This is a genomic window from Blautia acetica (genome assembly GCF_038739805.1).
Taxonomy (GTDB): domain Bacteria; phylum Bacillota; class Clostridia; order Lachnospirales; family Lachnospiraceae; genus Blautia.
Map to the genome: position 1 here is coordinate 42,549 of NZ_JBBEWO010000001.1, position 26,150 is coordinate 68,698.

General features: G+C 46.4%; 25 protein-coding genes. 23 read left to right on the forward strand and 2 right to left on the reverse strand.

Annotation, left to right across the window (positions count from 1 at the left end; genetic code table 11):
* The first annotated feature begins 1 nt into the window (after position 1).
* The 18 genes from WBS51_RS00195 to ftsZ all read left to right on the forward strand — a co-directional run bounded on the left by WBS51_RS00195 (position 2) and on the right by ftsZ (position 20,063).
* Positions 2–745, forward strand: coding sequence for a Stp1/IreP family PP2C-type Ser/Thr phosphatase (locus tag WBS51_RS00195; RefSeq protein WP_173747241.1), 744 nt, complete (start codon positions 2–4; stop codon positions 743–745).
* Entirely contained in the window at positions 739–2,958 is a 2,220-nt protein-coding gene (pknB, locus tag WBS51_RS00200) for a Stk1 family PASTA domain-containing Ser/Thr kinase (RefSeq protein WP_173747242.1), read from the forward strand. The genes WBS51_RS00195 and pknB overlap by 7 nt, the downstream gene beginning before the upstream one ends.
* 150 nt (positions 2,959–3,108) lie before the next feature.
* On the forward strand, positions 3,109–3,987 hold the full coding sequence (gene rsgA, locus WBS51_RS00205) for a ribosome small subunit-dependent GTPase A (RefSeq protein ID WP_294459944.1): 879 nt from the start codon (positions 3,109–3,111) through the stop codon (positions 3,985–3,987).
* Positions 3,988–3,992: 5 nt separating this feature from the next.
* A complete protein-coding gene (gene rpe, locus WBS51_RS00210; RefSeq protein WP_294459946.1) occupies positions 3,993–4,649 on the forward strand; it encodes a ribulose-phosphate 3-epimerase in 657 nt (218 codons plus the stop codon).
* On the forward strand, positions 4,649–5,302 hold the full coding sequence (locus WBS51_RS00215) for a thiamine diphosphokinase (protein ID WP_173747245.1): 654 nt from the start codon (positions 4,649–4,651) through the stop codon (positions 5,300–5,302). The genes rpe and WBS51_RS00215 overlap by 1 nt, the downstream gene beginning before the upstream one ends.
* A 33-nt stretch (positions 5,303–5,335) precedes the next feature.
* Positions 5,336–6,433: a redox-regulated ATPase YchF gene (gene ychF / locus WBS51_RS00220; RefSeq protein ID WP_173747246.1), complete on the forward strand. Its 1,098-nt coding sequence runs from the start codon at positions 5,336–5,338 to the stop codon at positions 6,431–6,433.
* Between the two features lie 11 nt (positions 6,434–6,444).
* Positions 6,445–6,615, forward strand: coding sequence for an aspartyl-phosphate phosphatase Spo0E family protein (locus tag WBS51_RS00225; RefSeq protein WP_173747247.1), 171 nt, complete (start codon positions 6,445–6,447; stop codon positions 6,613–6,615).
* 245 nt (positions 6,616–6,860) lie between these two features.
* A complete protein-coding gene (gene mraZ / locus WBS51_RS00230; RefSeq protein ID WP_173747499.1) occupies positions 6,861–7,292 on the forward strand; it encodes a division/cell wall cluster transcriptional repressor MraZ in 432 nt (143 codons plus the stop codon).
* An 18-nt stretch (positions 7,293–7,310) separates the two neighbouring features.
* Positions 7,311–8,252 carry a 16S rRNA (cytosine(1402)-N(4))-methyltransferase RsmH gene (rsmH, locus tag WBS51_RS00235; RefSeq protein WP_291681646.1) on the forward strand — a complete coding sequence of 314 codons (942 nt, stop codon included), beginning with the start codon at positions 7,311–7,313 and terminating at the stop codon, positions 8,250–8,252.
* 30 nt (positions 8,253–8,282) lie between these two features.
* Entirely contained in the window at positions 8,283–8,765 is a 483-nt protein-coding gene (locus tag WBS51_RS00240; RefSeq protein ID WP_173747249.1) for a hypothetical protein, read from the forward strand.
* A 54-nt stretch (positions 8,766–8,819) separates the two neighbouring features.
* Entirely contained in the window at positions 8,820–10,934 is a 2,115-nt protein-coding gene (locus tag WBS51_RS00245) for a peptidoglycan D,D-transpeptidase FtsI family protein (RefSeq protein ID WP_173747501.1), read from the forward strand.
* Positions 10,935–11,041: 107 nt separating this feature from the next.
* Complete coding sequence (locus WBS51_RS00250) at positions 11,042–12,766, forward strand: peptidoglycan D,D-transpeptidase FtsI family protein (protein ID WP_173747250.1); 1,725 nt, start codon at positions 11,042–11,044, stop codon at positions 12,764–12,766.
* Positions 12,767–12,826: 60 nt separating this feature from the next.
* Complete coding sequence (gene mraY, locus WBS51_RS00255) at positions 12,827–13,786, forward strand: phospho-N-acetylmuramoyl-pentapeptide-transferase (protein WP_173747251.1); 960 nt, start codon at positions 12,827–12,829, stop codon at positions 13,784–13,786.
* A gap of 25 nt (positions 13,787–13,811) precedes the next feature.
* On the forward strand, positions 13,812–15,170 hold the full coding sequence (gene murD / locus WBS51_RS00260; protein WP_173747503.1) for a UDP-N-acetylmuramoyl-L-alanine--D-glutamate ligase: 1,359 nt from the start codon (positions 13,812–13,814) through the stop codon (positions 15,168–15,170).
* A gap of 129 nt (positions 15,171–15,299) precedes the next feature.
* Positions 15,300–16,391, forward strand: a complete 1,092-nt coding sequence (locus tag WBS51_RS00265) for an FtsW/RodA/SpoVE family cell cycle protein (RefSeq protein WP_291681653.1) — start codon at positions 15,300–15,302, stop codon at positions 16,389–16,391.
* A gap of 70 nt (positions 16,392–16,461) precedes the next feature.
* The gene (murA, locus tag WBS51_RS00270) at positions 16,462–17,715 is read left to right on the forward strand and encodes a UDP-N-acetylglucosamine 1-carboxyvinyltransferase (RefSeq protein ID WP_308781703.1); all 1,254 of its coding nucleotides are present in this window, start codon (positions 16,462–16,464) and stop codon (positions 17,713–17,715) included.
* Between the two features lie 11 nt (positions 17,716–17,726).
* Positions 17,727–18,698 (forward strand): cell division protein FtsQ/DivIB, encoded by a 972-nt coding sequence (locus WBS51_RS00275; RefSeq protein ID WP_294459956.1) that lies wholly within the window; start codon positions 17,727–17,729, stop codon positions 18,696–18,698.
* Between the two features lie 192 nt (positions 18,699–18,890).
* Positions 18,891–20,063, forward strand: coding sequence for a cell division protein FtsZ (gene ftsZ, locus WBS51_RS00280; RefSeq protein ID WP_291681744.1), 1,173 nt, complete (start codon positions 18,891–18,893; stop codon positions 20,061–20,063).
* Between the two features lie 99 nt (positions 20,064–20,162).
* Here the strand turns inward: ftsZ and WBS51_RS00285 are convergent, their stop codons facing one another.
* On the reverse strand, positions 20,163–21,035 hold the full coding sequence (locus tag WBS51_RS00285) for a shikimate dehydrogenase (RefSeq protein ID WP_294459960.1): 873 nt from the start codon (positions 21,033–21,035) through the stop codon (positions 20,163–20,165).
* 460 nt (positions 21,036–21,495) lie between these two features.
* Between WBS51_RS00285 and WBS51_RS00290 the strand changes: the two genes are divergently transcribed.
* The 4 genes from WBS51_RS00290 to WBS51_RS00305 all read left to right on the forward strand — a co-directional run bounded on the left by WBS51_RS00290 (position 21,496) and on the right by WBS51_RS00305 (position 24,434).
* On the forward strand, positions 21,496–22,362 hold the full coding sequence (locus tag WBS51_RS00290; protein WP_226853425.1) for a sigma-E processing peptidase SpoIIGA: 867 nt from the start codon (positions 21,496–21,498) through the stop codon (positions 22,360–22,362).
* Between the two features lie 14 nt (positions 22,363–22,376).
* A complete protein-coding gene (gene sigE / locus WBS51_RS00295; protein ID WP_173747256.1) occupies positions 22,377–23,102 on the forward strand; it encodes an RNA polymerase sporulation sigma factor SigE in 726 nt (241 codons plus the stop codon).
* 143 nt (positions 23,103–23,245) lie between these two features.
* Positions 23,246–24,214, forward strand: coding sequence for an SPFH domain-containing protein (locus WBS51_RS00300; protein ID WP_173747257.1), 969 nt, complete (start codon positions 23,246–23,248; stop codon positions 24,212–24,214).
* Positions 24,215–24,227: 13 nt separating this feature from the next.
* Positions 24,228–24,434 (forward strand): type II toxin-antitoxin system antitoxin, encoded by a 207-nt coding sequence (locus WBS51_RS00305; RefSeq protein WP_226853427.1) that lies wholly within the window; start codon positions 24,228–24,230, stop codon positions 24,432–24,434.
* Positions 24,435–24,523: 89 nt separating this feature from the next.
* Here WBS51_RS00305 and WBS51_RS00310 read toward each other — a convergent pair whose 3' ends face one another.
* Positions 24,524–25,282 (reverse strand): IclR family transcriptional regulator, encoded by a 759-nt coding sequence (locus tag WBS51_RS00310; RefSeq protein WP_291681664.1) that lies wholly within the window; start codon positions 25,280–25,282, stop codon positions 24,524–24,526.
* 198 nt (positions 25,283–25,480) lie between these two features.
* Between WBS51_RS00310 and WBS51_RS00315 the strand changes: the two genes are divergently transcribed.
* Positions 25,481–26,122 carry a bifunctional 4-hydroxy-2-oxoglutarate aldolase/2-dehydro-3-deoxy-phosphogluconate aldolase gene (locus tag WBS51_RS00315; RefSeq protein WP_173747259.1) on the forward strand — a complete coding sequence of 214 codons (642 nt, stop codon included), beginning with the start codon at positions 25,481–25,483 and terminating at the stop codon, positions 26,120–26,122.
* Positions 26,123–26,150 lie beyond the last annotated feature (28 nt).

Consider the following 26,150-nt stretch of genomic DNA (forward strand, 5'->3'; position numbering starts at 1 on the left):
GATGAAATCATATTCTGTAACGGATGTGGGACAGAAACGTCAGGTGAATCAGGACTATGTTTTTGCTTCTGAGGAACCGGTTGGAAATCTGCCGAATCTCTTCGTGGTTGCAGATGGTATGGGAGGCCATAAGGCGGGAGATTTTGCTTCCAGCTTTGCGGTGCAGATTTTACTGCATACCATTTTGGAGGACGAAAATCAAAATCCGATTAAAATTATCCGCAATGCCGTGGAAGAAGCAAATCGAAAAGTTCTCGAAGAGGCGAAACAGCATGCGGAGATGGAGGGCATGGGAACCACCATGGTTCTTGTAACTATCGTTGACGATTATGCGTATGTAGCAAATGTGGGAGACAGCAGACTATATTTAATCGAAGACAAGATTCTTCAGATTACAAAAGACCATTCTCTGGTAGAGGAGATGGTGAGAAGGGGATTAATTACAAAGGAGGAGGCCAAGACGCACCCGGATAAGAACATTATTACCCGTGTGCTGGGAATCGGTCCGGAAGTGGAAGTGGATTTCTTTGATATTCACTTAAAGGAAAACAGCACTTTGCTGCTTTGCTCGGATGGATTGTCCAATATGGTTTCCGATGATGATATCTGGAGAATTGCAAATACAAGCAGGGATTTGAGAGAGACGGGCATGCGCCTGGTTTCCCTTGCAAATGAAAACGGCGGTAAAGATAATATAGCAGTGGTACTGGTACAGCCAGACACAAAAGAGGTGGAAGTATGTTAAATATGGGAGTAATTGTAGGCGAGCGGTATGAGATTGTCGGCTGTGTAGGCTCCGGCGGTATGGCCGATGTATATAAGGCAAAAGACCATAAGCTCAACCGCTTTGTCGCTATGAAGGTGCTGAAACCGGAGTTCAGCGCAGATACGAATTTTATCCGGAAATTTCAAAGAGAGGCCCAGGCAGCAGCAGGTTTGGCACACCCCAATGTAGTGAATGTGTTTGATGTAGGGGAGGACCAGGGCATTAATTACATTGTAATGGAACTGATTGAGGGAATTACCTTAAAAGAGTATATTTCCAAAAAGGGAAGACTGACGGTTAAAGAAGCGACCAGTATTGCCATTCAGGTATCCATGGGTCTGGAGGCTGCGCACAACCGGAACATCGTACACCGGGACATTAAGCCTCAGAACATTATTATTTCAACAGACGGAAAAGTAAAGGTAACGGATTTCGGTATTGCCAGAGTTGCTTCTTCCAATACAATCAGCACCAATGCCATGGGTTCTGTACACTACAGTTCACCGGAGCAGGTACGGGGCGGATACAGCGACTTTAAGAGTGATATTTATTCTCTGGGTATTACCATGTATGAAATGGTAACCGGAAGAGTGCCCTTTGACGGGGATACCACAGTGGCCATTGCCATTAAGCATCTGCAGGACGAAATGGTACCTCCTTCCCAGTATGTGCCGGAACTTCCCCACAGTCTGGAAGAGATTATCCTGAAATGTACCCAGAAGAGTCCGGACAGGCGATACAGCACCCTGGCTGAACTGATTAATGATTTGAAACATTCTCTCATTGACCCCAACGGAAGCTTTGTCAATCTGTCGCCTCTGAGCAATCATGCACAGACCATTATGATTACACCGGAGGAAATGAAGCAGATTCAAAACGGCGGATATAACACCTCTTCTTTCTATGAAGAAGACGACGATGATGAGGATGATGACGATGAGGAAATCTACGAAAAGCCCTCAAAGAAGAAGCGTCGCCGCAGAGATGAAGAAGACGAGGATGACGAAGAAGATGAAGAGGATGATGACGAACGCGGCGGTGTGAATACCAAGCTGGAAAAAGCCATGACCATCGGTGGACTGATTATCGGCGGTATTATCATCTGTATTCTGATTTACATGGTAGCTTCTGCAGCAGGACTGGTAAGTCTGGGCAGTAAGAAGGACAATGACGCAGATACACAGAAGGAACAGGCACAGGATGCCACAGACGAAACGGTAAACAAAGTGACGGTTCCGGATTTGACAGGTAAGACAGAGGAAGAGGCTGGAACAGAATTAAATGCCCAGAATCTCGGCAAGAAAAAAGGCGGAGAAGAAGCTTCTGATACTGTAGCAGAAGGGCTGATTACCAGAACAGAGCCCGCAGCCGGAACCCAGGTGGACAAAAACACACAGGTGGTTTACTATGTCAGCACCGGAAAGGCGGAAGAAGACACTAATGTGACCATTCCATCCGGACTGGTTGGAGAATCTTTGAGTTCTGTACAGTCTACTCTGCAGGATTTAGGGTTGAAAATCAATGTAGAGAAGCAGCAGAGTTCCAGTGTGGAAGTGGGAAAAGTTATTTCTCTGAATCCGGGAGAAGGAACTTCTGTGGCAAAGGACACAGAAGTTGTAATTACCGTCAGCACCGGTGAAGGTGACAAGATGGTAGCAGTACCGAATGTACGGGGAATTGAGGCGTCAGAGGCAGAAGCAACTCTGATAGCCCAGGGCTTGATTGTAGAAGTGGAAAAAAGCGACAGTGAAGATGCCAATGTGGCTTATGGCGAAGTGTATGCACAGACACCGAAGGCAGGAAACCGCGTAGAAGAGGGAACTACCATTACCATTAAAGTTCGTACAGAGGGAGCTTCTTCTTCCACTGGAACAACCACAGACGGAACCAAAGTAGAGGCAGGACAGTGGGCAGCTATTGAGCCGAAACTGAAAAAGCCGGACAACTACCAGGGAGGCAATGTACAGCTTCGTCTGGTACAGGATGGTGACGGTGACCAGGAGGAAGGCGGTACCGTTATTATGGAAGGATCCCCCATTGATTTTGATTCCAATGGCGGCTATTATTCCGTGGGAAGCATTGTAGGAAAAGACGGGGTAGAAAGCGGAACGCTGTATCTGGCGGAGCAACAGGAAGACGGAAGTTACCAGACTTTGTGGTCTTATGAACTGAAGTTTTCAGAAGTAGAATAAAGAAAATACAGAGAATACTCCTTTTGACAGGAAGACCGTCAAAAGGGGTATTCTTTTTTCTTGCCTTTGAATTTCAAAGAGTATATAATATTTACAGTATGCAGATTATGTGATATAAATAAAAAGTTGTAAAAATATAAGGTAGGTTACATGCAGGGAAGAATCGTAAAAGGAATTGCCGGATTTTATTATATTGCGGCAGAAGATACAGAAACGTATGAATGTAAAGCAAAAGGGATTTTCCGCAAGGAAAAACTAAAGCCCTTAGTAGGAGATTATGTGGAGATCGAGGTGCTGGACCGGGAACACAGGACTGGCAGTATTACGGCTGTGCTGCCAAGGAAAAATATACTGATTCGTCCGGCTGTGGCAAATATTGACCAGGCGCTGGTGATTTTTGCGGCAAAGGAGCCGGGGCCGAATTTCTCACTGTTGGACCGCTTTCTGGTGACGATGGAGCGGCAGGATATTCCGGTGATGATTTGCATAAACAAGCAGGATTTGGCAGAAGAAGCAGAAACACAGCAAATCCGGGAATGTTATGAAGCCTGTGGTTATGAGGTGCTCTTTACCAGCGCCAGCCAAAAAGAAGGCATTGAAACCTTAAAAGAACGTCTGAAAGGAAAGACCACGGCTGTGGCGGGTCCCTCCGGTGTGGGCAAGTCTTCGCTGACGAATCTGCTGGCGCCGGGGATTGAGATGGAAACGGGGGAAATCAGCAAAAAACTGGGGCGGGGACGACATACCACCAGACACTCTCAGTTGATTGCGTTGGGGGAACATACGTATCTCATGGATACACCGGGTTTTACCTCTTTCTATGTGGAAGATATGGAAAAGGAAGAACTGCGGTATTATTTCCCGGAATTTCAGCCCTATGAAGGACAGTGCCGTTTTCAAGGCTGTACCCACACCCATGAGCCGGGCTGTGCGGTGAAGGAAGCATTGGAGCAGGAGAAAATAGGAAAGCAGCGATATGGGAACTACCTGGAAATGTATAGAGAACTGGAAGAAAAAAGGAGGTATTAGGAGGCGTGGAATATAAATTATCACCATCCATTCTGGCGGCAGATTTTGCCAATCTGGGCGCAGATATAAAAAAGGCACAGGAAGCAGGCGCAGACTGGCTTCACATTGATGTCATGGACGGGCAGTTTGTACCGTCTATTTCCATGGGGATTCCGGTTATAGAATCTCTTAGAAAGGCTGTAGATATGTTTTTTGATGTGCATATCATGGCTTTGGACCCCACCCACCTCGTGGATGACTTTATAAAAGCAGGTGCAGATATGATTACTGTACACGCAGAGACCTGCCCCCATCTGGACAGAACTTTACGGCTGATTCAGGAGAAAGGCTGTCGGGCAGGAGTAGCCATTAATCCGGCAACGCCTGTAAATGTGCTGGAGCATGCTATAGAACTGGCAGACATGGTACTGATTATGACGGTAAATCCCGGCTTTGGAGGACAGTCTTATCTTCCCTACTGCAGCGAAAAGGTGCGTCAGGTACGGCAGGAGGCTGAAAAGAGAGGTCTGGAACTGGACATTCAGGTAGACGGAGGTATAAACAGAGACACTATTTCAGAAGTTCTGGAGGCAGGGGCCAATGTAATTGTGGCAGGTTCTGCCGTCTTTAAGGGAGACATTGCAGCCAATGTAAAAGAACTGAAAGGAATGATGAACGGGTAATGGATACGGTTTTAGTGTGCGGCGGCTGTTTGCAGGAGGAGTTTGCACGAAACGTTATAGAACACATGCATCCCGACTGCGTTATCGGAATTGACCGGGGACTGAATTTCTGCTATAGAAATCATATCCGGCCCGACTATATTCTGGGAGACTTCGACAGCATTGACAAAGAAGTGCTGGCTTATTATGAAAGTCAGCCGGATGTTTCCGTGAAACGGTATCAGCCGGAAAAGGATGCCACAGACACGGCTATCGGCATGGAACTGGCTTTCAAGGCAGGCAGTGACCGGATTTTTCTTCTGGGCGCTACGGGAGGAAGGTTAGACCACTATATGGGAAACCTGAAAACTTTGATTACGGCTTCCAGGCGGAACTGTCAGGCATGGATTCTGGATGAACAGAATGCAATTACTCTGCTTTCCCGATCCGCAGAATTGAAAAAAGCGGAGCAGTTCGGAACGTATATTTCCTTTTTTTCCATGGGAGACTGTGTAAAGGGGCTGACTTTGCGGGGATTTAAGTATCCGCTGACGGATTATACCATGGATAATGCAGACGGCATTGGTATCAGTAATGAAATAGAGGCAGAAACAGCGTCTGTCACCTTTTCAGAAGGACAGGTCTTAATGATTATGTCAAAAGACAAAATTTGAAGATAAAGCAAAAAGTAAAGTGAGGATTTTATTATGAAATTAGGTATCGTGGGACTTCCCAACGTAGGAAAGAGTACATTGTTTAACTCTCTGACAAAGGCAGGAGCAGAATCAGCAAACTACCCTTTCTGTACCATTGACCCAAACGTGGGAATCGTAGCAGTTCCGGACGAGAGACTGAAGCTTTTGGGCGATTTTTACCAGTCTAAAAAAGTAACTCCGGCTGTCATTGAGTTTGTAGATATTGCAGGTCTGGTAAAAGGCGCGTCCAAAGGCGAAGGTCTGGGAAACCAGTTTCTGGCCAATATTCGTGAGGTAGACGCCATTGTCCATGTAGTACGTTGCTTTGAAGATGAAAACGTGGTACATGTAGACGGTTCTATCGACCCGTTAAGAGATATTGAAACCATTAATCTGGAACTGGTTTTCTCTGATTTGGAAATTTTGGAGAGAAGAATTGCAAAGACCACCAAGTCCGCCAGAATGGATAAAGACGCGGCAAAAGAACTGGAATTTCTGAAAGGAGTAAAAGCCCATTTAGAAGACGGAAAGCCTGCGGCAACTCTGGAACTGGAAGATGAAGACCAGGAATTATACATGAAGGAATACAACCTGCTTACCTGGAAACCGGTTATCTATGCTGCCAATGTTTCCGAGGATGACCTGGCAGACGACGGGGCTTCCAATCCTCATGTACAGAAGGTAAGAGAATATGCTTCTCAGACAGGCAGCGAAGTTTTTGCCCTGTGTGCAGAAATCGAACAGGAAATCTCTGAACTGGAAGAAGACGAAAAGAAAGAATTTCTGGAAGATTTGGGAATTAAACAGTCCGGTCTGGAGAAACTGATAGTAGCAAGCTACCGTCTGCTGGGACTTTTAAGTTTCCTGACTGCAGGAGAGGATGAAACAAGAGCCTGGACCATTAAGGTGGGTACCAAAGCGCCTCAGGCTGCAGGAAAAATACACACAGACTTTGAACGTGGATTTATCAAAGCGGAGGTTGTGAATTATCAGGACCTTCTGGACTGCGGTTCTTATGCAGGAGCCAGAGAAAAAGGTCTTGTGCGCATGGAAGGAAAAGAGTACGTGGTGCAGGACGGAGATGTGATTTTATTCCGCTTCAACGTATAAGGAGGGTGCCTATGACCCAGAGTGAACTGAAAGAGAAAATTGAAGAAGTAAGAAAAACTCTTGATACGGCCATTGAAACCAAAGCCGGTTTCGGAAAAATATTGGATATCAGTCAGTCTTTGGACAGATTGATTGAAGAATACATGCAAATGAATACCCAGAGTTGCATGGTAAAGCAGTAGGGGAAAGAAGAGATGGAAGTTTCTGGAAAACCTTGATTTTCCGGGCTTTTTTCTCTTCTTTTTTTGCACAAAAACATATGTTCTCCCTTGCGCATTTCCCATTCTTGGTATAGAATGAACACATAAGTGGTAGAAAGTGGTGAAAAGTGGTAGTAAATGGGTGGCTTGTGGCAGAAGTACCCCGTATGGACCATGGAGGAGACGAAGGGGAGATTCGTTTCTTCACGAAAGAAGGTGTCGTTCATATGTTCATGGGAGAGTACAGTCATACAATTGATGCAAAGGGAAGGATGATTATTCCCTCCAAGTTCCGGGAAGAGCTGGGAGAAGAATTTGTACTGACCAAGGGTCTGGATGGCTGTTTGTCAATCTATCCCAATGATGAATGGAAAGCCTTTGAAGAAAAGCTGAAAGCTTTACCGCTTAATGATAAAAATGCAAGAGCCTTCTTACGTTTCTTTGTAGCCAGCGCAACTGCATGTGAACTGGACAAGCAGGGGAGAATTCTCGTGCCGGCAACGCTGCGGGAATTTGCCGGTTTGAACAAAGATGTGGTATTAACTGGAAATCTTACAAGGATTGAAGTCTGGAGTAAGGAAAAATGGTTGGAAAACAGCAATTACGAGGACATGGATGCCATTGCAGAGGGTATGCAGAGTATGGGCATTATTATCTGAGTATGCTAGGAGAGAAAAATGGAATTTAAACACCAATCCGTATTACTGGAAGAAACAGTCGGGAACTTAAGGGTAAAGCCCGACGGAACTTACGTTGATGGAACACTGGGAGGCGGCGGACATTCCTATGCGATATGTCAGCAGTTATCTGCCAAGGGGAGCTTGATAGGTATAGATCAAGATGAAGCTGCAATAAGAGCTGCGGGAGAGCGGTTACAGGAATTCAGGGAGAATGTAACCATCGTCCGCAGCAATTATTGCAACATGAAAAAAGAATTACAAAAGATAGGAATCACATCAGTTGATGGGATTGTTTTAGATTTGGGAGTATCTTCTTACCAGCTGGATAACAGCGAGCGGGGATTTACCTACAGAGAAGATGTTCCTCTTGACATGCGTATGGACCAGAGGAATCCCCGGACCGCAAAGGATATTGTGAACACTTACAGTGAAAGTGAACTGTACCGCATTATCCGGGATTACGGGGAAGATAAATTTGCGAAAAACATTGCAAAGCATATCTGTCTTGCAAGACAGGAAAAGAACATAGAAACCACGGGAGAGCTCACGGAGATTATCAAACGGGCGATTCCCATGAAAATGCGAGCAGTTGGAGGGCATCCGGCGAAAAAGACTTTCCAGGCTATCCGAATTGAGTTGAATCAGGAATTGGATGTGCTGAAGAATACACTGGATGATATGATTGACCTTTTGAATGATGAAGGAAGGATTTGTATTATTACATTTCATTCCCTGGAAGACCGGATTGTAAAGACTATTTTTAAGAAAAATGAGAATCCGTGTACCTGTCCCCCGGGATTTCCGGTGTGCGTATGCGGAAACGAATCAAAAGGGAGAGTGATTACCAGAAAGCCCATTCTGCCAAGTGCAGAAGAACTGGAGTATAACAAACGTTCTAAAAGCGCCAAACTGCGGGTTTTCGAGAGGGTGAAACAGTAACAGGAAATAACCTGACAAGGGGAGAGTTTCATGGCAAGTACAAGGAACCGAAACAAATATGACAACAGAAGAGTGCAGAAGCGCGGGGCGTACTTTGAAGATGGAAACGCTGCGCGCCGTTTGGAAGAGGTACCTGGTCGGCCAAAGAAGAAACTGAGCAGGACGGTACAGAAGAACCGGGCAAAGAGTACAAATATGGGAAAGGGTTATATTGCCTTTCTTACCTTTGTGTGTGCCTTGGCTACAGGTGCCTGCGTGCATTATATCAAATTGACTGCGGAGCTGACGGCACAGAAAAGTGCACAGGCGCAATTAGAATTAGAACTCAATGAACTGAAAGCAGATAATGACGCCTACTACAGCGATGTGATGAGCAGTGTGGATTTGGATGATATCAGAGACCGTGCCATCAATGAGCTGGGGATGGAGTATGCAACAGAAGACCAGATTAAATACTATGTTCCGGGAAACAACAGTTATGTAAGACAGTATCAGGATATTCCGGAAGAATAAGCAGGTGAAAGATTGAGAAAAGACGAGTCAAGACAAAGAAAACTTACAAAAAAGATGAAACTAAAGCTGGCGGGGGTATTTGGCTGTTCTCTGCTGGCTTTAGTCAGTTTATTGGGAGGAATTACCATTATCAATGCCAAGTCGGGAAACCGTTATACCCAGCAGGTGTTGTCCCAGTCCCAGCAGCAGTATACAAATACAACGATTCCTTTTAAGCGGGGCAGTATTACGGACCGCAACGGTACTATTTTAGCCAACAGTGTGAAGGTGTACAACCTGGTTTTGGACTGTGTGGAAATTAACAAGAACCCGGAAAAGTATAAAGAACCTACGAAGGCAGCGCTGGAGGAGTATTTTGGCATTGACCAGGATACAGTCGAAGACCTTTTAACCGGGGATGACACCAAGGCGAGCCAGTATCAGATTCTGCAAAAGGAAGTTACCATGGAAGAGAAGAAGGCATTTGAAGCCTCTTTGGAAATTCCGGAGGATGAGGAAGAGAAGAAGGCTCTGGGCGAGGAGGAAGTGACCCGTCGCCAGAGCGTCCGTGGAATTTACTTTGAAGAAAACTATAAGCGGATTTATCCTTTGGAGAGTCTGGCTTGTGATGTCATTGGATTTACCGACTCAGATGATACGGCAACCTGGGGGCTGGAAGGGTATTACAACAGTACGTTAAATGGCAGCAACGGGCGTAAATTTGGGTATATGGGTGAAAATGAGACACTGGAGCAGACCATTATTGAGGCGGAGAATGGAAAGAATCTGACCACTACCATAGATGCTACGATTCAGGAGATTGTGGAAAAGTATATTTCCGCTTTTGACCGGGCGCTGTCTGCCGGTCCTAATAACAAAAAGAATGCTAAGAAAAAGGGCGCGGAAAATATAGCCGTCATTGTGGAAGACCCCAATACCGGGGAGATTCTGGCTATGGCCAGTTCGGGAACGTATGATTTAAACAATCCCAGGGATTTAACGGGAAGTTATACAGATTTGGAAATCGCAAATATGGACGATGAAGAGACAAAAGAAGCTCTGTTTGCCATGTGGAAAAACTATTGTGTCAGCCAGAACTATGAACCGGGTTCCGTTATTAAACCTATTGTAGTGGCCAGCGCCCTGGAATCCGGCGCCATTACGGAAGACAGCCGTTTTGTCTGCGACGGCGGAGAGGAAATCGGAGAGGACTATGTGCGTTGCGCTGTTTATCCCGACAGCCATGGGGCGGAAAGCGTGGGAGAGGTTATTCAGAACTCCTGCAATGACGGTATGATGGCCATCGGACGGAAAATGGGGGCCAGTCTGTTTCTGGAATATCAGAGCAAGTTTAATTTTGGTACCAGAACCGGTATTGACCTGCCAAGTGAGGAAACGGGACTTCTGTTTTCAGAAGATAATATGTATGAGATGGAATTGGCTACCTCAGCTTTCGGCCAGGGATTTAACTGTACTATGATTCAGGAAATTGCAGCCATGTCTGCGGCAATTAACGGCGGTGTTTATTACCAGCCCCATCTGGTAAAAGAAATTACCGATGAAGATGGAAAAGTTGTGAAAAATATCACTCCTACCATTTTAAAACAGCCCATATCAGAAGAGGTTTCTGCAGATGTGCGGGAATACATGGGTATGAGTGTGGAGAGCGGTACCAGTAAGTCAGCTAAAGTCAAGGGATATTCCATGGGCGGTAAGACTGGTACAGCGGAAAAGCTGAATGAAAAGGAAAAGGGAAACTATCTGGTATCCTTTATCGGTTTTGCCCCTCTGGATAAGCCAGAAGTCATTATCTATACGGTTGTAGATACACCAAACGTGGAGGAACAGGCTTCCAGTACGTATCCTCAGTATCTGTCCCAGGCGATTCTGTCTGAGGTACTGCCGTACATGAACATCTATCAGGACGAGCCGACAGACGAAGAAACCGTACTCTGGGAAGGTTTCTACGGAGTGCCCAAGATGACAGATATCATCAAAGACGGTGTGTCCAATCCATATGGCACCATACTGGACCAGGGCTTCGGTGACGGAGACCCACAGGAAGAAGAGGCCAACAACGAGGAAACAGATGGCATTACCAACGAAGACGCAGGCATTGACGAAGATGACGCCACCTACGAAGAAGATGCCTATGGTATGGAAGACTTGGAAGACCAAATAAGAAGATAAAAAACAGTGTTGCTGCAATTCCTTCGTGCGGCAACACTGTTTTTCGTTCTAAAGAAGAGGCAGGAAATCATATAGTATAGGGATAAGCTGTTTGTCGGGGCTGAAAGTTGAGGAAAAACAGAACCTATCATAAAAAGAAAACCGTGGTAGTCTTTGCTGCCTGTGTGCTGATGCTTATGGGACTTATGGGACGTATGGTCTATCTTATGGTCATCCGTTCAGATTATTATGCGAAGAAGGCAGAGCAGCTTCATGAAAGGGAGCGGGACATTAAGGCGGCCAGAGGCAGAATTCTGGATTGTAAAGGGGAGGTGCTGGCGGATAATAAAGCGGTGTGTACGATTTCTGTGATTCACAGCCAGATAAAAGAGCCGGAAAAGGTTATCCGTATGTTGGAAAAAGAGCTGGGGCTGTCTTACGAAACTGCCAAAAAGAGAGTAGAAACCGTGTCTGCCATTGAACGGGTCAAGACCAATGTGGAGAAAAGTGTGGGGGACAAAATCCGAAGCTATGGGCTGGAGGGCGTCAAAGTAGACGAAGATTTCAAGCGGGATTATCCTTATGAAGAACTGGCCTCCAAGGTGCTGGGGTTTACCGGAGGGGATAATCAGGGGATTATCGGACTGGAAGTAAAGTATGAAGATGTGCTGCAGGGCATTAATGGCAAGATACTCACCACCACAGATGCCAGAGGGGTAGAGTTGTCCGAATTGGGAGAGTATCGGGCAGAGCCGGTGCCGGGGTATGATTTGCACCTGAGTCTGGACAAAAATATTCAGATGTACGCCCAGCAGGCCGCAGAGAAAGTCATGGAGGAAAAAGAGGCGGACGCTGTGTCCATTCTGCTGCTGAATCCCCAGAACGGAGAGATTTATGCCAATGCCAATGTGCCGGAATTTAATTTGAATGAGCCGTTTACTCTGAATACGGATATAGACACTTCCGGTATGACAGACAAGGAATTGCAGGATGCCTGCAACCAGATGTGGAGAAATCTCACAATCAATGATACCTATGAGCCGGGGTCTACTTTCAAAATTATTACCATGGCAGCCGGACTTTCCCAGGGGGTGGTACACCGGGATGACCGCTTTTCCTGTCCCGGTTTTCGGGTGGTGGAGGACAGAAGAATTCACTGCCATAAAAGAACAGGACACGGGGCAGAAAGCTTTGTGGAAGGGGCCATGAATTCCTGCAATCCGGTGTTTATTGAGGTAGGGCTGCGGCTGGGCGTGGACAATTATTACCGATATTTTCAAAAGTTTGGCCTTCTGGAGAAGACCGGCATTGATTTGCCGGGAGAGGCGGGCACCATTATGCACAAAAAAGAAAATATCGGGGAAGTGGAACTGGCTACCATTTCTTTTGGCCAGTCCTTTCAGATTACGCCTATACAGCTGGCTACCACAGTCAGTTCCCTGATTAACGGAGGAAAACGGATAACACCCCACTTTGGAGTAAGGGTGACAGACCGGGAAGGCAATCTGGTAAAAACGCTGGACTATAAGGAACAGACCGGAATTGTCACGCCCGAGGTGTCAGAAGAAGTCCGCTACATTCTGGAAAAAGTAGTATCTGAGGGTTCAGGAAAGAACGCAGCCATAGAGGGCAGAACCATTGGGGGAAAGACCGCCACTTCCCAGACTTTGCCAAGAAGCGCTAACCGCTATATCTCGTCTTTTCTGGGCTTTACTCCGGCAGATAATCCCCAGGTTCTGGGTATCTGCGTCATCCACGACCCTCAGGGCATTTATTACGGCGGAACCATTGCCGCGCCTGTGATAAAAGACATCTTTGAGAATATTCTGCCCTACATGGGGATTGAAGGTTGATAAATGAAGGAAAAAGCATTATACTAGGAAGAGCAAAAATACATAAAAAAGAGGTGTACTATGACAGATTTTAAAATGGTTGTACCGGTACTTGTGGCGTTTGCCATCAGTGTCATATTAGGTCCCATTATCATTCCCTATCTGCGGAAACTGAAAATGGGACAGACAGAGCGTAAAGAGGGAGTACAGTCCCACCTAAAGAAAGCCGGAACCCCCACCATGGGCGGTATTATTTTCCTTCTTTCCACAGTGGTGACTTCCCTGCTCTATGTAAAAGATTATCCGAAGATCATTCCTGTTTTGTTTCTCACACTGGGATTTGGAATCATTGGTTTTCTGGATGACTACCTGAAGGTTGTGCTGAAGCGTTCGGACGGCTTAATGCCCATGCAGAAAATGGCATGCCAGATTGTGGTAACGGCTGTGTTTGCCTTTTATCTGGTGAAATTTACCGATGTGCCTCTGACTATGAAAATTCCTTTTATTCCGGGACATGAACTGGACTTCGGTATTCTCACCATTCCGCTTATCTTTATTGTAGTCATCGGTACGGTAAACGGTGTAAATTTTACCGACGGACTGGACGGGCTGGCTTCTTCTGTAACCATTATGGTGGCTACCTTCTTTTCCGTTATTGCCATTGGGACAAAGAGCGGGATTGAACCCATTACCTGCGCGGTGGTGGGGGCTTTGATGGGCTTTTTGCTGTTCAATGTGTATCCGGCCAAGATTTTTATGGGAGACACGGGCTCGCTGGCTCTGGGCGGTTTTGTGGCAGGTACGGCGTATATGCTGCAGATGCCACTGTTTCTTTTGATTGTAGGTCTGATATATGTGGTGGAGGTGTTGTCTGTTATGATTCAGGTGACTTACTTTAAGGCAACCCACGGGAAGAGATTCTTTAAAATGGCGCCCATTCACCATCACTTTGAGTTGTGCGGCTGGTCTGAAACCAGAGTCGTAGCAGTATTTTCCATTATCACGGCTGTTTTATGTCTGATTGCGTTAATGGGTGTATAGGAGAAAAATTATGAGTTTACACAAAATGGAATTACAGGGGAAAAAGGTGCTGGTGTTTGGTTCCGGTATCAGCGGAATCGGTGCGGCAAAGCTTCTGGAAGCCGTAGGCGCCCGGGTTGTCCTGTATGACGGCAATGAGAAACTGAAAAAGGAAGAGCTTCAGAAGAAGCTGCCCAAAGGCTCCGCCTGTGAAATTGTACTGGGCGAACTGAGTGGCGAAGTGATTTCCACTCTGGATTTGGCAGTGATGAGTCCGGGAGTACCTCTGGACATTGCGCCTGTGGAGCGTATGCAGGCTGCAGGCGTGCCGGTGTGGGGCGAAGTAGAACTGGCTTACCGCATGGGCGAGGGAACGGTGCTGGCCATTACAGGGACAAACGGAAAGACTACCACCACAGCGCTCCTTGGAGAAATCATGAAGGCTTACGCGAATTCGGTGTTTGTAGTAGGAAATATCGGAAATCCCTATACAGAGGCGGCTTTGTCCATGAATGAAGACAGCTATACAGTGGCGGAAATCAGCAGTTTTCAGCTGGAAACCACCCACACCTTTGCGCCAAAAGTTTCTGCTATTCTAAATATTACAGAAGACCATTTAAACCGTCATCATACTATGAAAGAATATATTCGTGTGAAAGAACTGATTGCAGCCAATCAGACAAAGGACGATTTCTGTATTCTGAATTATGAAGACGAAGAACTGCGCAGGTTTGCAGAACACTGTCCGGCAACGGTTGTTTTTTTCTCCAGTGAGCGAAAGCTGGAAAAGGGCGTGTACTTAGATGGTACGAGGATTGTGCTGAAAACGGACGCAGAAGAGGTGGAACTGGTACGCACTGAAGAACTAAAGCTTCTGGGACAGCATAATTACGAAAACGTTATGGCAGCAGCGGCTATGGCTTACTGCGCCGGGGTGCCCAAGGAAGTTATCCGAAAGGCAGCGTCTGCATTTCGTGCCGTTGCACACCGTATTGAGTTTGTGGAAGAGATTCATGGCGTGGCTTATTACAACGATTCCAAGGGAACCAATCCCGACGCAGCCATTAAGGGCATACAGGCGATGAACCGCCCGACGTTCCTCATTGGCGGAGGATACGATAAAGAATCTTCTTATGAAGAGTGGATTCAGGCCTTTGAGGGCAAGGTAAAGGAATTGGTGCTTATTGGACAGACCAGAGAGAAAATAGAAAAAGCAGCTCACGCATGCGGCTTTTACCATACCATTCTGGCAGACAGCCTGGAAGAAGCGGTGAAAATCTGTGCCGAAAAAGCCCAAAAAGGAGATGCCGTTCTGCTTTCTCCTGCTTGCGCAAGTTGGGGGCAGTTTGACAACTATGAGCAGCGGGGAGACAAGTTTAAGGAATATGTACGCAGCATGCTGTAAGAAAGAAGAGGGGACAGTCAAAAAGGGCTGTCCCCTTTGTCGTGGGGGAAACTTCTTTGGAATACGTCTATCTGTTTCCTGTATTTCATATATTGAAAAGAAGCACCGTCACGAAAGGAAGCATGAAAAGTGGAGAAAGAAAGAAAAAATGCGGGACACCAGGATACAGGGCTTTTGTTTCTGGTTCTGCTTCTTCTGATTTGCGGTCTGGTGTTTCTCTATAGTACCAGTGCGTATAACGGCAGAGTCAAATTTCATGATTCTGCCTATTATTTTAAGAAACAGTTATTTGCCACTTCCCTGGGGCTTATGGGAATGTATCTGGTTTCCTGTATGGATTATCACATCCTGGTGCGGTTTGCCCCCTTTTTTTATCTGGTATCGCTGGTTTTGTCCCTGGCTGTTCTCTTGTTCGGAGATGAATATAATGGCTCAAAACGGTGGCTTTCTATAGGTCCGCTGTCTTTTCAACCTTCCGAATTTGCCAAGGTGGCGGTCATACTGCTTCTGACCCATGTGATTATCCGCAGTGCGGAACAAAAGCAGGGAATTCTTCATATGGCAGGCACAATGATGCTTTTGCTGCCCATTGTGGGGCTTGTGGGAACGAACAATTTAAGTACTGCTATTATTATTCTGGGAATCGGAGTTATTTTAATTTTTGTATCCAATCCCCGCTACCTGCCTTTTCTTGGTATCGGAGCTGTGGGTGTGGTGTTTATCGGAATCTTTCTGGGCATGGCAAGCTACCGTCTGGAGCGGCTGGCTATCTGGCGGAATCCGGAGGCTTACGAAAAAGGATTTCAGACTATACAGGGGCTGTATGCCATAGGCAGCGGCGGGATTTTCGGCAGAGGGCTTGGCAGCAGTCTGCAAAAGCTGGGATTTGTGCCCGAGGCCCAGAATGATATGATTTTTTCCATTATCTGTGAGGAAACGGGGCTTGTAGGAGCCTGCCTCCTGATTCTGCTGTTTGGGCTGCTTATCTGGCGTCTCATGGTTATAGCCACCCATGCAAGAGATTTGAGCGGCGCTTTGATTGCAGCAGGGATTATGGGGCATATGGCCATCCAGGTGATTTTAAATATCGCAGTAGTGACCAATACCATTCCCAACACGGGAATTACGCTGCCCTTTGTCAGCTATGGAGGGACGTCTGTGCTGTTTCTTCTGGGGGAGATGGGGATTGCGCTGTCTGTGAGTCGATACGAAGAACCATGACTTTATGCACATTGTTCGTCAGGCCGCATAGAATACAGTATGAAAGTCTTTGAATCTGAATATAAGAGGAGTGTATGGCTTGGCTGGAATTAAAATTACAGGCGGAATTCCTTTAAGTGGTGAAGTGAAAATACAGGGTTCTAAAAACGCGGCACTGCCAATGATGGCTGCCGCTCTTTTAAATAAAGGAGTTACCGTGCTCCATGGCTGTCCGAAAATTGCAGATGTTTTTGTTATGGAAGAAATTTTAAAGAAACTGGGGGTAAAAGTCATCTGGGAGGGGCATACCCTTTTGCTGGATGCAGAACAGGTAACAGGATATGAGGTGGACCGGAAGCTGGGATGTCAGATGCGTTCCTCCATTGTCCTGCTGGGAAGTCTGCTGGGCCGGTGCGGCCAGGCCTGCGTGCCCTATCCCGGCGGCTGCGTCATTGGGAAAAGACCTGTGGATTTGCATTTGGCGGCTTTAGAGGCTATGGGGGCAGAATTTCAGGAAGGAGAAATGCTGTGCGCCAGAGCAGGGAAAAGGCAGGAAAGCAGATATCATTTTCCGAAAAGCAGTGTGGGGGCTGCGCAAAATGCCATTCTGGCCGCGGTATGCGCCCCGGGAATCACTTGGCTTTCCGGTTGTTCAAAAGAGCCGGAGGTCAGCTGGCTGTGCCGTTTTTTGAACCAGGCCGGGGCGAGGATAGAAGGTGTGGGAAGCCAGCAGCTTAAAATTACCGGGGTACGGAACCTTCATGATACGGAATTTCAGGTGCCTGCAGACCGGATAGCAGCAGGAACTTATGTGTGTGCCGCCGCCATTACCCGTGGAAACTGCATATTGGACCAGGCGCCGGTGGAGGAAATGGGGGCGCTTTTAGCTGCCTATGAGAAAATTGGTGGACAATATACCTGCAACAGTGGTAAACTGATTCTGTCAGGTCAGAAGGCGGATGGCTTTATCCCTTATCTGCAGACCGCCGTGTATCCGGGGTTTCCCACGGATTTGCAGTCTGTGTTTCTGGCAGTGCTTGCAGCCGCCAGAGGAGAAAGCTGTCTTGTGGAGACCGTGTTTGAAGACCGCTTTAAACCGGTGTACCAGCTGCAGAGAATGGGAGCAGATATTTCTGTATGCCAAAACTGCGCCCGGATTCGGGGAGGCGTTCTTCTGGGAAATAAGGTTTGGGCTGAGGAACTGCGGGGAGGCGCGGCGCTGGTGCTGGCGGGCTTGGCCGCCAGGGGAGAGACTTATGTGGAGAACCGCCATTACATTGAGCGGGGCTATGAAGATATCTGCAGAGATTTGGCGTTATTGGGAGCGCAGATTTTCAAAGACTAAAGGGGAAGTTTATGAGTAAAAGAAGCATACGCAGAATTGTGACAGAAATCATTGTCATAGGAATCCTGATTTTTCTGATTGTGTTTTGTGTGGGATTCCGCGTTACAAAAGTAGAAGTAAAGGGTAATCAGTTTTATTCGGATGAGGAAATCAAGAAGATGGTGCTGGATGTGCCGGCGGCCAAAAACACGCTGCTGGCAGAACGGTTTATCAACACAGAGGAAAAGACAAAAGAGGAGGCGCTCATTGAACGAATAACCATTAAGAGGAAGAAATGGAATACGCTGGTGCTGCAGGTCAGGGAAAAACAGATGATTGGCTATTTCAGTCTCAACGGTCAATGCCTGAATTTTGACCGCCAGGGCGTAATTCAGATTATTACAGAGGAACCCATTGAAAATGTACCTCTGATAGACGGGCTGAATGTAAAAGAGGCCAAGCAGGGGGAGAAGATAAAAGGAATCAACAAAAAGAGACTGAACACCATTTTAAGTGTAGGGAAAATGCTGGAAAAGACCGAGCAGAAGCCAGACCGTCTGGTGTTTAATGATCTGAAGCAGCTGGTACTGTATTACGGTTCTATTGAAGTCAATATGGGAACCGATGAAAATATGGATGAAAAGATGAACCGCCTGATTGGAATCCTTCCGCAGCTGGAAGGTATGGAAGGTGTCCTTCATCTGGAAAATGTAACAGAAGACACAGCCAGTGTTGTATTTGACAATGCAGCAGAAGAGAACAGCGAAACAGGACAGAGTGCAGAGGAGGAAAATACGGACACAAACACTTCCGAGGAGGAAGACGGTCAGGATATTTCCGATGCGGACAGCGGAGAGGGAACAGACAGCACAGACCAGGGGGAGGATTCCCAGAATTCTGACAGTCAGGACAAAGACACAGAAGACAAGGGCACTTCTTCAGAAGGTGATTCCGATACCGGAACGGATGTGGAATACAGCGACGGTTCTGATTCAGCAGGCTGACGAAAGTTTGATAAAAAAGGGGGATAATTCTAAAAAAGGTCTAAAAAATTTTTAAAAAGTGAATTTACCAGTTGATTAATTTAAAAAAAGCATTTATTATATATCTATATGTATATTATGAAAGAAAATGAATGTGATACACATTTCAAGCCATACAAGGGAGCTAAAGGAGGAAATACCGTGTTAGAAATTATGACAAACGAGGCTGAATCATCTGCAAAGATTATCGTTGTAGGTGTAGGTGGAGCTGGAAATAACGCAGTAAACAGAATGGTGGAAGAAGCCATCGGCGGAGTGGAATTTATTGGAGTCAATACAGATAAACAGGCGCTTACATTATGCAAAGCACCCACAGTGATTCAGATTGGTGAAAAGCTGACAAAAGGTCTGGGTGCAGGCGCAAAACCGGAAATCGGTGAAAAAGCTGCGGAAGAAAGCATCGAAGAAATCAGACAGGCCATCCAGGGAGCGGATATGGTGTTTGTTACCTGCGGTATGGGCGGCGGAACAGGAACCGGCGCTGCACCGGTAGTTGCCGGAGTGGCTAAGGAAATGGGAATTCTGACCGTTGGTGTTGTGACAAAACCTTTCCGTTTTGAAGCAAAAACCCGTATGAGCAATGCTCTTTCCGGAATTGAAAAATTAAAAGAAAATGTAGATACACTCATTATTATTCCAAACGATAAACTTTTGGAAATCGTTGACCGCCGTACTACCATGCCGGAAGCTCTGAAGAAAGCAGACGAAGTCCTGCAGCAGGCTGTACAGGGCATTACAGACCTGATTAACCTGCCTGCACTGATTAATCTGGACTTTGCAGACGTACAGACTGTTATGATTGACAAAGGTGTGGCTCATATTGGTATCGGTGAAGGCAAGGGCGATGACAAAGCCATGGAAGCTGTTCAGCAGGCGGTATCCAGTCCTCTTCTGGAGACAACCATCCAGGGCGCATCACACGTTATCATTAACGTATCCGGAGATATTTCTCTTATGGATGCCAACGATGCAGCAACTTATGTACAGGATTTGACAGGCGAAGATACCAACATTATTTTCGGTGCCCTGTACGATGATAAAGAAGCAGATTATGTAAGAATTACGGTTATTGCAACAGGCCTGGATGATGAGACAGCCAGAAAAGCAAGTGTGGAAAGAAATAAGAAAGCAGCGAAGACAACAACAGCAAGACCAGTAAGACAGCAGGCTGCACCGCAGCAGCAGGAGCCGGTACAGCAGCAGACAACAGGCTACCAGATGCCAACCTTCCAGCAGCCGACTTTCCAGCAGGCGCCAACTACTTTTACCAGCAGTGTGCCGAAAAAAGACATTCAGATTCCTGACTTTTTGAAAAACAGAAGATAAGAGAGAATAAAAGAAGACCGCAGATTTTTAGGAAAGATTCCTTGAAATCTGCGGTCTTTTGTGTTGTGGCAAATGATAAAAGGACAGATACAGGAGGGGTTAAAAATCGGTCTGCAGGTATTCCCTCACCTGCTTCATAGGCATTTCCTGTCCTGTCCAGATACGGAAAGCTTCGGCCCCCTGATACAGGAGCATACCGTATCCGTTAAAGGTTTTGCAGCCGGCCTTTTTTGCCAGGGATAACAGGCGGGTTTCCCAGGGATTGTAAATGATATCTGCTACGGACAGGGCGGCAGGAAAGGCAAAATCTTCAGGCAGAATACAGGTATCCGGGCGGGGAGCCATACCCACAGAAGTAGCGTTTACCAGAAGTGTGCTTTCCCGGACTGCATGTTCCAGTGTCTGCAAATCTCGGATATCGTGAATCTGGAACTTACAGCCTGTTTCCACAGAAAGGTTTTCTGCAAGGGCTTCCATTCTGGACAGGTGGGAGCTGGTGCTTCTGAGAAAAATATGCATGTGTGCCACGCCGTCCAGGGCCGCCTGGGCACAGATTGCCGTGGCAGCGCCTCCGGCTCCCAGAAGAGTCATGGTTTTCCCTTTCATCTCAAGACCCTGTTCTGCCACAGAGCGCATAAATCCAATGCCGTCTGTGTTGTGTCCGATAAGCCGCCCGTCTCTGTTTTCTACGGTGTTTACCGCCCCGATGAGCCGGGCTGCGCAGGACAGCTCATCCAGATGTTCCAGAACTTTATTTTTATCGGGCATGGTTAAGTTAAAACCTTTCACATTCAATGCGCGAAGCCCCTGTACGGCATCCTTTAATCCCTGCTCTTTCACGTCAAAGCACAGGTATACATAGTCCAGGCCAAGAGACTGAAAGCTGTAATTGTGCATAAGCGGGGAAATGCTGTGGGCAACCGGGCTGCCCAGAAGTCCGGTAAGTCCGGTTTCTCCGGTAATGTGTATCATAAGAATATTCCTCCTCCTGTATCTTCCATTGCTTTATGAAAAGTTTAAAGTGAAACTGCGTCGCTGTCAAGTGGAAAAGAGCAGGAAACAGTGTGGGCAATGTTGGAGACAATAAGCGACAATTTAGGAGAAATTCCGCTGCTGTTTACCTTCCCCATCCCAGGGGAGGGCGGCTGCCGGGAATTATGTAGGAAGATTATGTAAAGCTGGCTGTAATCCCTCAAAACAGAAAAGACGGTGGTAACCATGTCCATGGGAGAAGTGGGTATGACCAGTCACTTTCCGGGAAAAATTGACATAAAACAGGTAACATAAGGTAAAAAAAGCGGCATTGCACTGTCGAAAAGATTTTACAGCCAGGCAAGCCGTTTTGACAAAATCAGCACCCCCAAACCTCTATAATGGACAGTACTTATTCCAGATAAGTAGAAGAGTCCCTGCAGAGGCTAGGGGGTGTTTTGTGTACTGCGAATTTTACATAGATGTGTTTTTCGCGGTGAATCTGCTGATGGATTTCTGGGTGCTGTGTCTGACCAATGTGCTGCTAAAGGGCACTGCCAGCCCTTTGCGTGCTTTTTGGGGCGCTGTTTTTGGGGCACTTGGAATGTGCGGCTTTCTGGTATTCTCAAGAGAAATCCACACAGCAGGACTTGTGATTTTTTACAGTATCAGCGTATTGGTTATGGTGCGTACAGGCTGCGGTTTCAAAACCCTGAAGAAGCTGCTGGCCGCAAGTGCCGCTTTTTTTGGAGCCTCCTTTCTTCTGGGCGGAATCCTGCTGTTTGCAGAGCCTTTTTTGAAAGAGAAAGAACTTCCGTTTTTGTTTATCACAACTGCCGCTTACCTGATTTTATACACAGGCATAAGACTCTGTAAATACTTAAAAGGAAAAAGCAGTCTTTCGTGCGACGTGAAACTTGTGCTGAAAGACAGGGAAAGAAAAGTAAAAGGACTGTATGATACGGGAAACTGTCTGCTGGATACGCAGACAGGAAAACCAGTGTGCGTGATGGAATACAGCAGTTTTGAGGGACTGCTGGACAGAGAACAGAGAGAAGCACTGGAACACTTTTGTGCCATGAACCTGGAAGAAGGAAAAGAACAGATGGGCAAAGGGCTGGAAGAACTACAGCCCAGGTTTGTGCTTTATACCAGCGTGGGCTGCCAAAGAGGGCTGCTTCCTGTTGTGACGGCAGAAAGCATGACCGTATATACAGAGGACGGGGAAAAAGAGATAAGGGGAGCGCCCATAGGGCTTTCTCGGACGTCCCTGTCCTTAGACAGGCGTTTTCAAATGATTATAAATCCCGGTATTTTAAAGAGTTGAGAGGAGTATGAAAAATGGATGTTTGTGCAAAAAGAGGGTTTTCGTTTACTGGTTTTACCGGAATCTTACTGCCCAGGGGGAATGAGATTCACTATATTGGCGGTGCAGAAGTGCTTCCTGCTCCCTTGCCTGCAGAAGAGGAGGCCGTGCAGCTTGAAAAATTGCAAGGGGAGAAAAGCGAGGCTGCCAAAGCCTGTCTTATTGAACATAATTTAAGACTGGTGGTCTATATTGCCAAGAAATTTGACAACACCGGGGTGGGGGTAGAGGATTTGATTTCCATAGGTACCATTGGACTTATTAAAGCTATTAATACCTTTAATCCTGTGAAAAAAATCAAGCTGGCCACTTACGCTTCCCGGTGCATTGAGAACGAAATTCTCATGTACTTGCGGCGAAACAGCAAAACGAAGCTGGAAGTTTCCATTGATGAACCTTTAAATGTGGACTGGGACGGCAACGAACTGCTGCTGTCGGACATTTTGGGAACCGATGAGGATGTGATTTACCGGGATATTGAAAGCGAAGTGGAGAGGAAACTGCTGGGAAAAGCCATTGGAAAGCTGACGAAGCGAGAGCAGACCATTGTGCGGCTGCGCTTTGGCATTAATATGCCGGAGGGAAGAGAGAAGACCCAGAAAGAGGTAGCAGACCTGCTGGGTATCTCCCAGTCTTACATATCCAGACTGGAAAAGCGGATTATGAAAAGACTGAAAAAGGAAATTGTGCGGTACGAATAGAGAAGATAAAGGGAAAAGGCTGTTTCTGTGAGACGGCCTTTTTTTCGTGAAACGATATTGACAGAGAAAAAATTTGGTGATATATTGATGATATCAAAATGATATCAAATTAAATCGAGCTGACGAAGCGAGGAGGATGACCTATGAGTGAAGAAAACAAAGGGAAAAACGAGATTCAGAAAGAAAAGGTGTTGCAGGCGAAATCAGGTTTTGGTATGCTGATACTTGGATGCATACTGGCGGCAGCCGGAATAGGAGGGTTTGTCTGGGGAGCGCTGCTCTGTGACAGAAATGGGGCAGAGGTACTGGGAATTGCTGCTATAATAGCAGGAACTTTGGCATTTTTGGCAGGTATCCTAATCCTGTGCGGACTGAAGGTTATCAATCCCAAAGAGGCCCTGGTGCTGGCTTTGTTTGGTAATTATTACGGAACCTTGATGAAAGAGGGCTTTTTCTGGGTGAATCCTTTTGTTACAGCGATTAATCCCACGGTAAAGGCAGCAGCCAATGGCAAAAGCGTCAACCGTAAGGTATCATTAAAAACCATGACACTGAACAATGAAAAGCAGAAAGTAAATGATGAGACCGGAAATCCGGTGGAAATCGGGGCTGTGGCTATCTGGAAAGTGGTGAATCCCACAAAAGCAGTGATAAACGTAGAAAATTATAAAAGCTATCTTTCCATTCAGTGCGATTCCATCATCCGAAACACAGCCAGAAAATATCCATATGATGCCGCAGAGGGAAAGGATGAAAAATCTTTAAGAGGAAGCAGCCAGGAAATTGCGGATATCATGTGCAGAGAACTGCAGGAGAAAGTGGAAAATGCAGGCATTAAGATTCTGGAAGTCAGAATTACCCATTTGGCGTATGCGCCGGAGATTGCCTCTGCCATGCTCCAGAGACAGCAGGCGGCAGCCATTATTGACGCCCGTCAGAAGATTGTAGAAGGCGCTGTGGGAATGGTAGAAATGGCTTTGGAAAAATTAAGTGAAAATGAGATTGTAGAACTGGATGAGGAGAGAAAAGCGGCTATGGTCAGCAATTTGCTGGTGGTACTGTGCGGCAATAAAGATGCACAGCCCATTGTCAACAGCGGCAGTATCTATTAAAAAATAAAAGGCGGTGAGACACATTCTGGAAAACGAAAAGAAACCAAAGGGAAAAGAAAAAGCAAAGAAACAGGTACCTTTAAGACTGTCAGCGACCCTGTGGAATGAAATTGCCCAGTGGGCGGAGGACGATTTTCGTTCTATGAACGGCCAGATAGAATATCTGCTGACAGAATGTGTGAAATATAGAAAAAAACACCAGAGAAAAGAGGACGAATAAAAAAGAGCCATATGGGAAACGTATGCAGAGAAATCAGCAAGTGTTTTCCATATGGCTCTTTTTATGCACTGCGTACAGACGGCTGATCCTTAGCGCATGGCTGCAACAATTTCTTTTTTGATATGCAGCACAATCTGGGACAGTTCTTCAATACGCCGGTCAGACATTCGCGCCACCGGGGCGGAAATGGAAAAGGCATATTTGGGCCTTCCCTTAAAGTCAGGAATGCTGACTGCGATGCAGCGCACACCAAGTTCATTTTCTTCGTCATCTAAGGCATATCCTTTTTGCTGAACCTCTTTTATTTTCTCGAAAAATTGGGTATAATGAATCATAGTATGAGGTGTCAGTTTCTGGATTTGGCTGTTGTCCCAGATTTCTTTGATTTGGGTTTCCGGCATGTCCGCGGCCATGGCTTTTCCCACACCGGAACAGTAAAGGGGAATCCGGCTGCCCACCTTGGAAACCATGCGGATGGAATTCTGGTAGGATTCCTCTTTGTAAATATACACGGCATCCAGACCGTCCAGTTGTACGAAGTGAACCGTCTCTCCGGTTTCCTCAGACAGCTTCTTTAAGAAGGGGCGTACGGTCTCCAGAATGTCCATATGGCTCATCAGCTTGTTAGACAGAGTCAGAAGCTTAAAGGACAGGGCATATTTTCCGGTTTCTGCGTCTTGTTTTACATAGCCCATGTAAATCAGGGAACTGAGCAGACGGTGTACCGTGCTTTTATTTAACTCAAGATGGCGGCACAAATCTGCCAGAGCTGCAGGCCCGGTTTCAGCCAGGGTTTCCAGCACCAAAAACAGACGGTCAGCCACCTGAATAGGGTTTTTATTTTCCATGATAATTCTCCCGGTTTTCTATATTGACATTGACGCTATTGTAACACTTTCAAAAGATTGTGGCAACAGGAGATTTTTTTCGATTTTCTGCTTGACATTTTTTTACACCGTAGTATAATGCAAATTAAAGAAATACCACATGACGAAACGACATTTCACAATATGAAACACTGAGCAATTATGAAGGAGGAACAAGCAATGAGCACAGTTGCAGAAAAAATCGCAGAATTAGGTGTAGTACCGGTAGTTGTATTGGAAGATGCAAAAGATGCAGCACCTCTGGCAAAAGCATTAGTAGAGGGCGGACTTCCATGTGCTGAGGTTACATTCCGTACTGCAGCAGCAGAAGAATCCATTAAACTTATGACAGCAGAATACCCGGACATGTTTGTAGGAGCAGGTACAGTTCTGACTATTGACCAGGTAGACCGTGCAGTGGCAGCAGGCGCAAAATTTATTGTAAGCCCTGGATTTGACCCTGAAATCGTAGACTACTGTCTGGAGAAAGAAATTCCGGTATTCCCGGGCTGCATTACTCCATCCGAAGTAGCACAGGCGGTTAAGAGAGGCTTAAAAGTCGTAAAATTCTTCCCGGCAGAACAGTTCGGCGGCGTTGCTACCATCAAAGCGATGGCAGCTCCTTATGTAGGTCTGAAATTCATGCCTACAGGCGGTGTAAACGCAAAGAACCTGGAAAGCTACTTAGGCTGTGACAAAATCATTGCCTGCGGCGGAAGCTGGATGGTAAAAGGCGATTTAGTAAAAGCAGGAAAATTTGATGAAATCAAAGACCTGACAGCAGAAGCAGTAAAATTAGTTGCTGAAATCAGAAATAAATAAGAACAAGGGAAAAAGATTAAAGGAGATT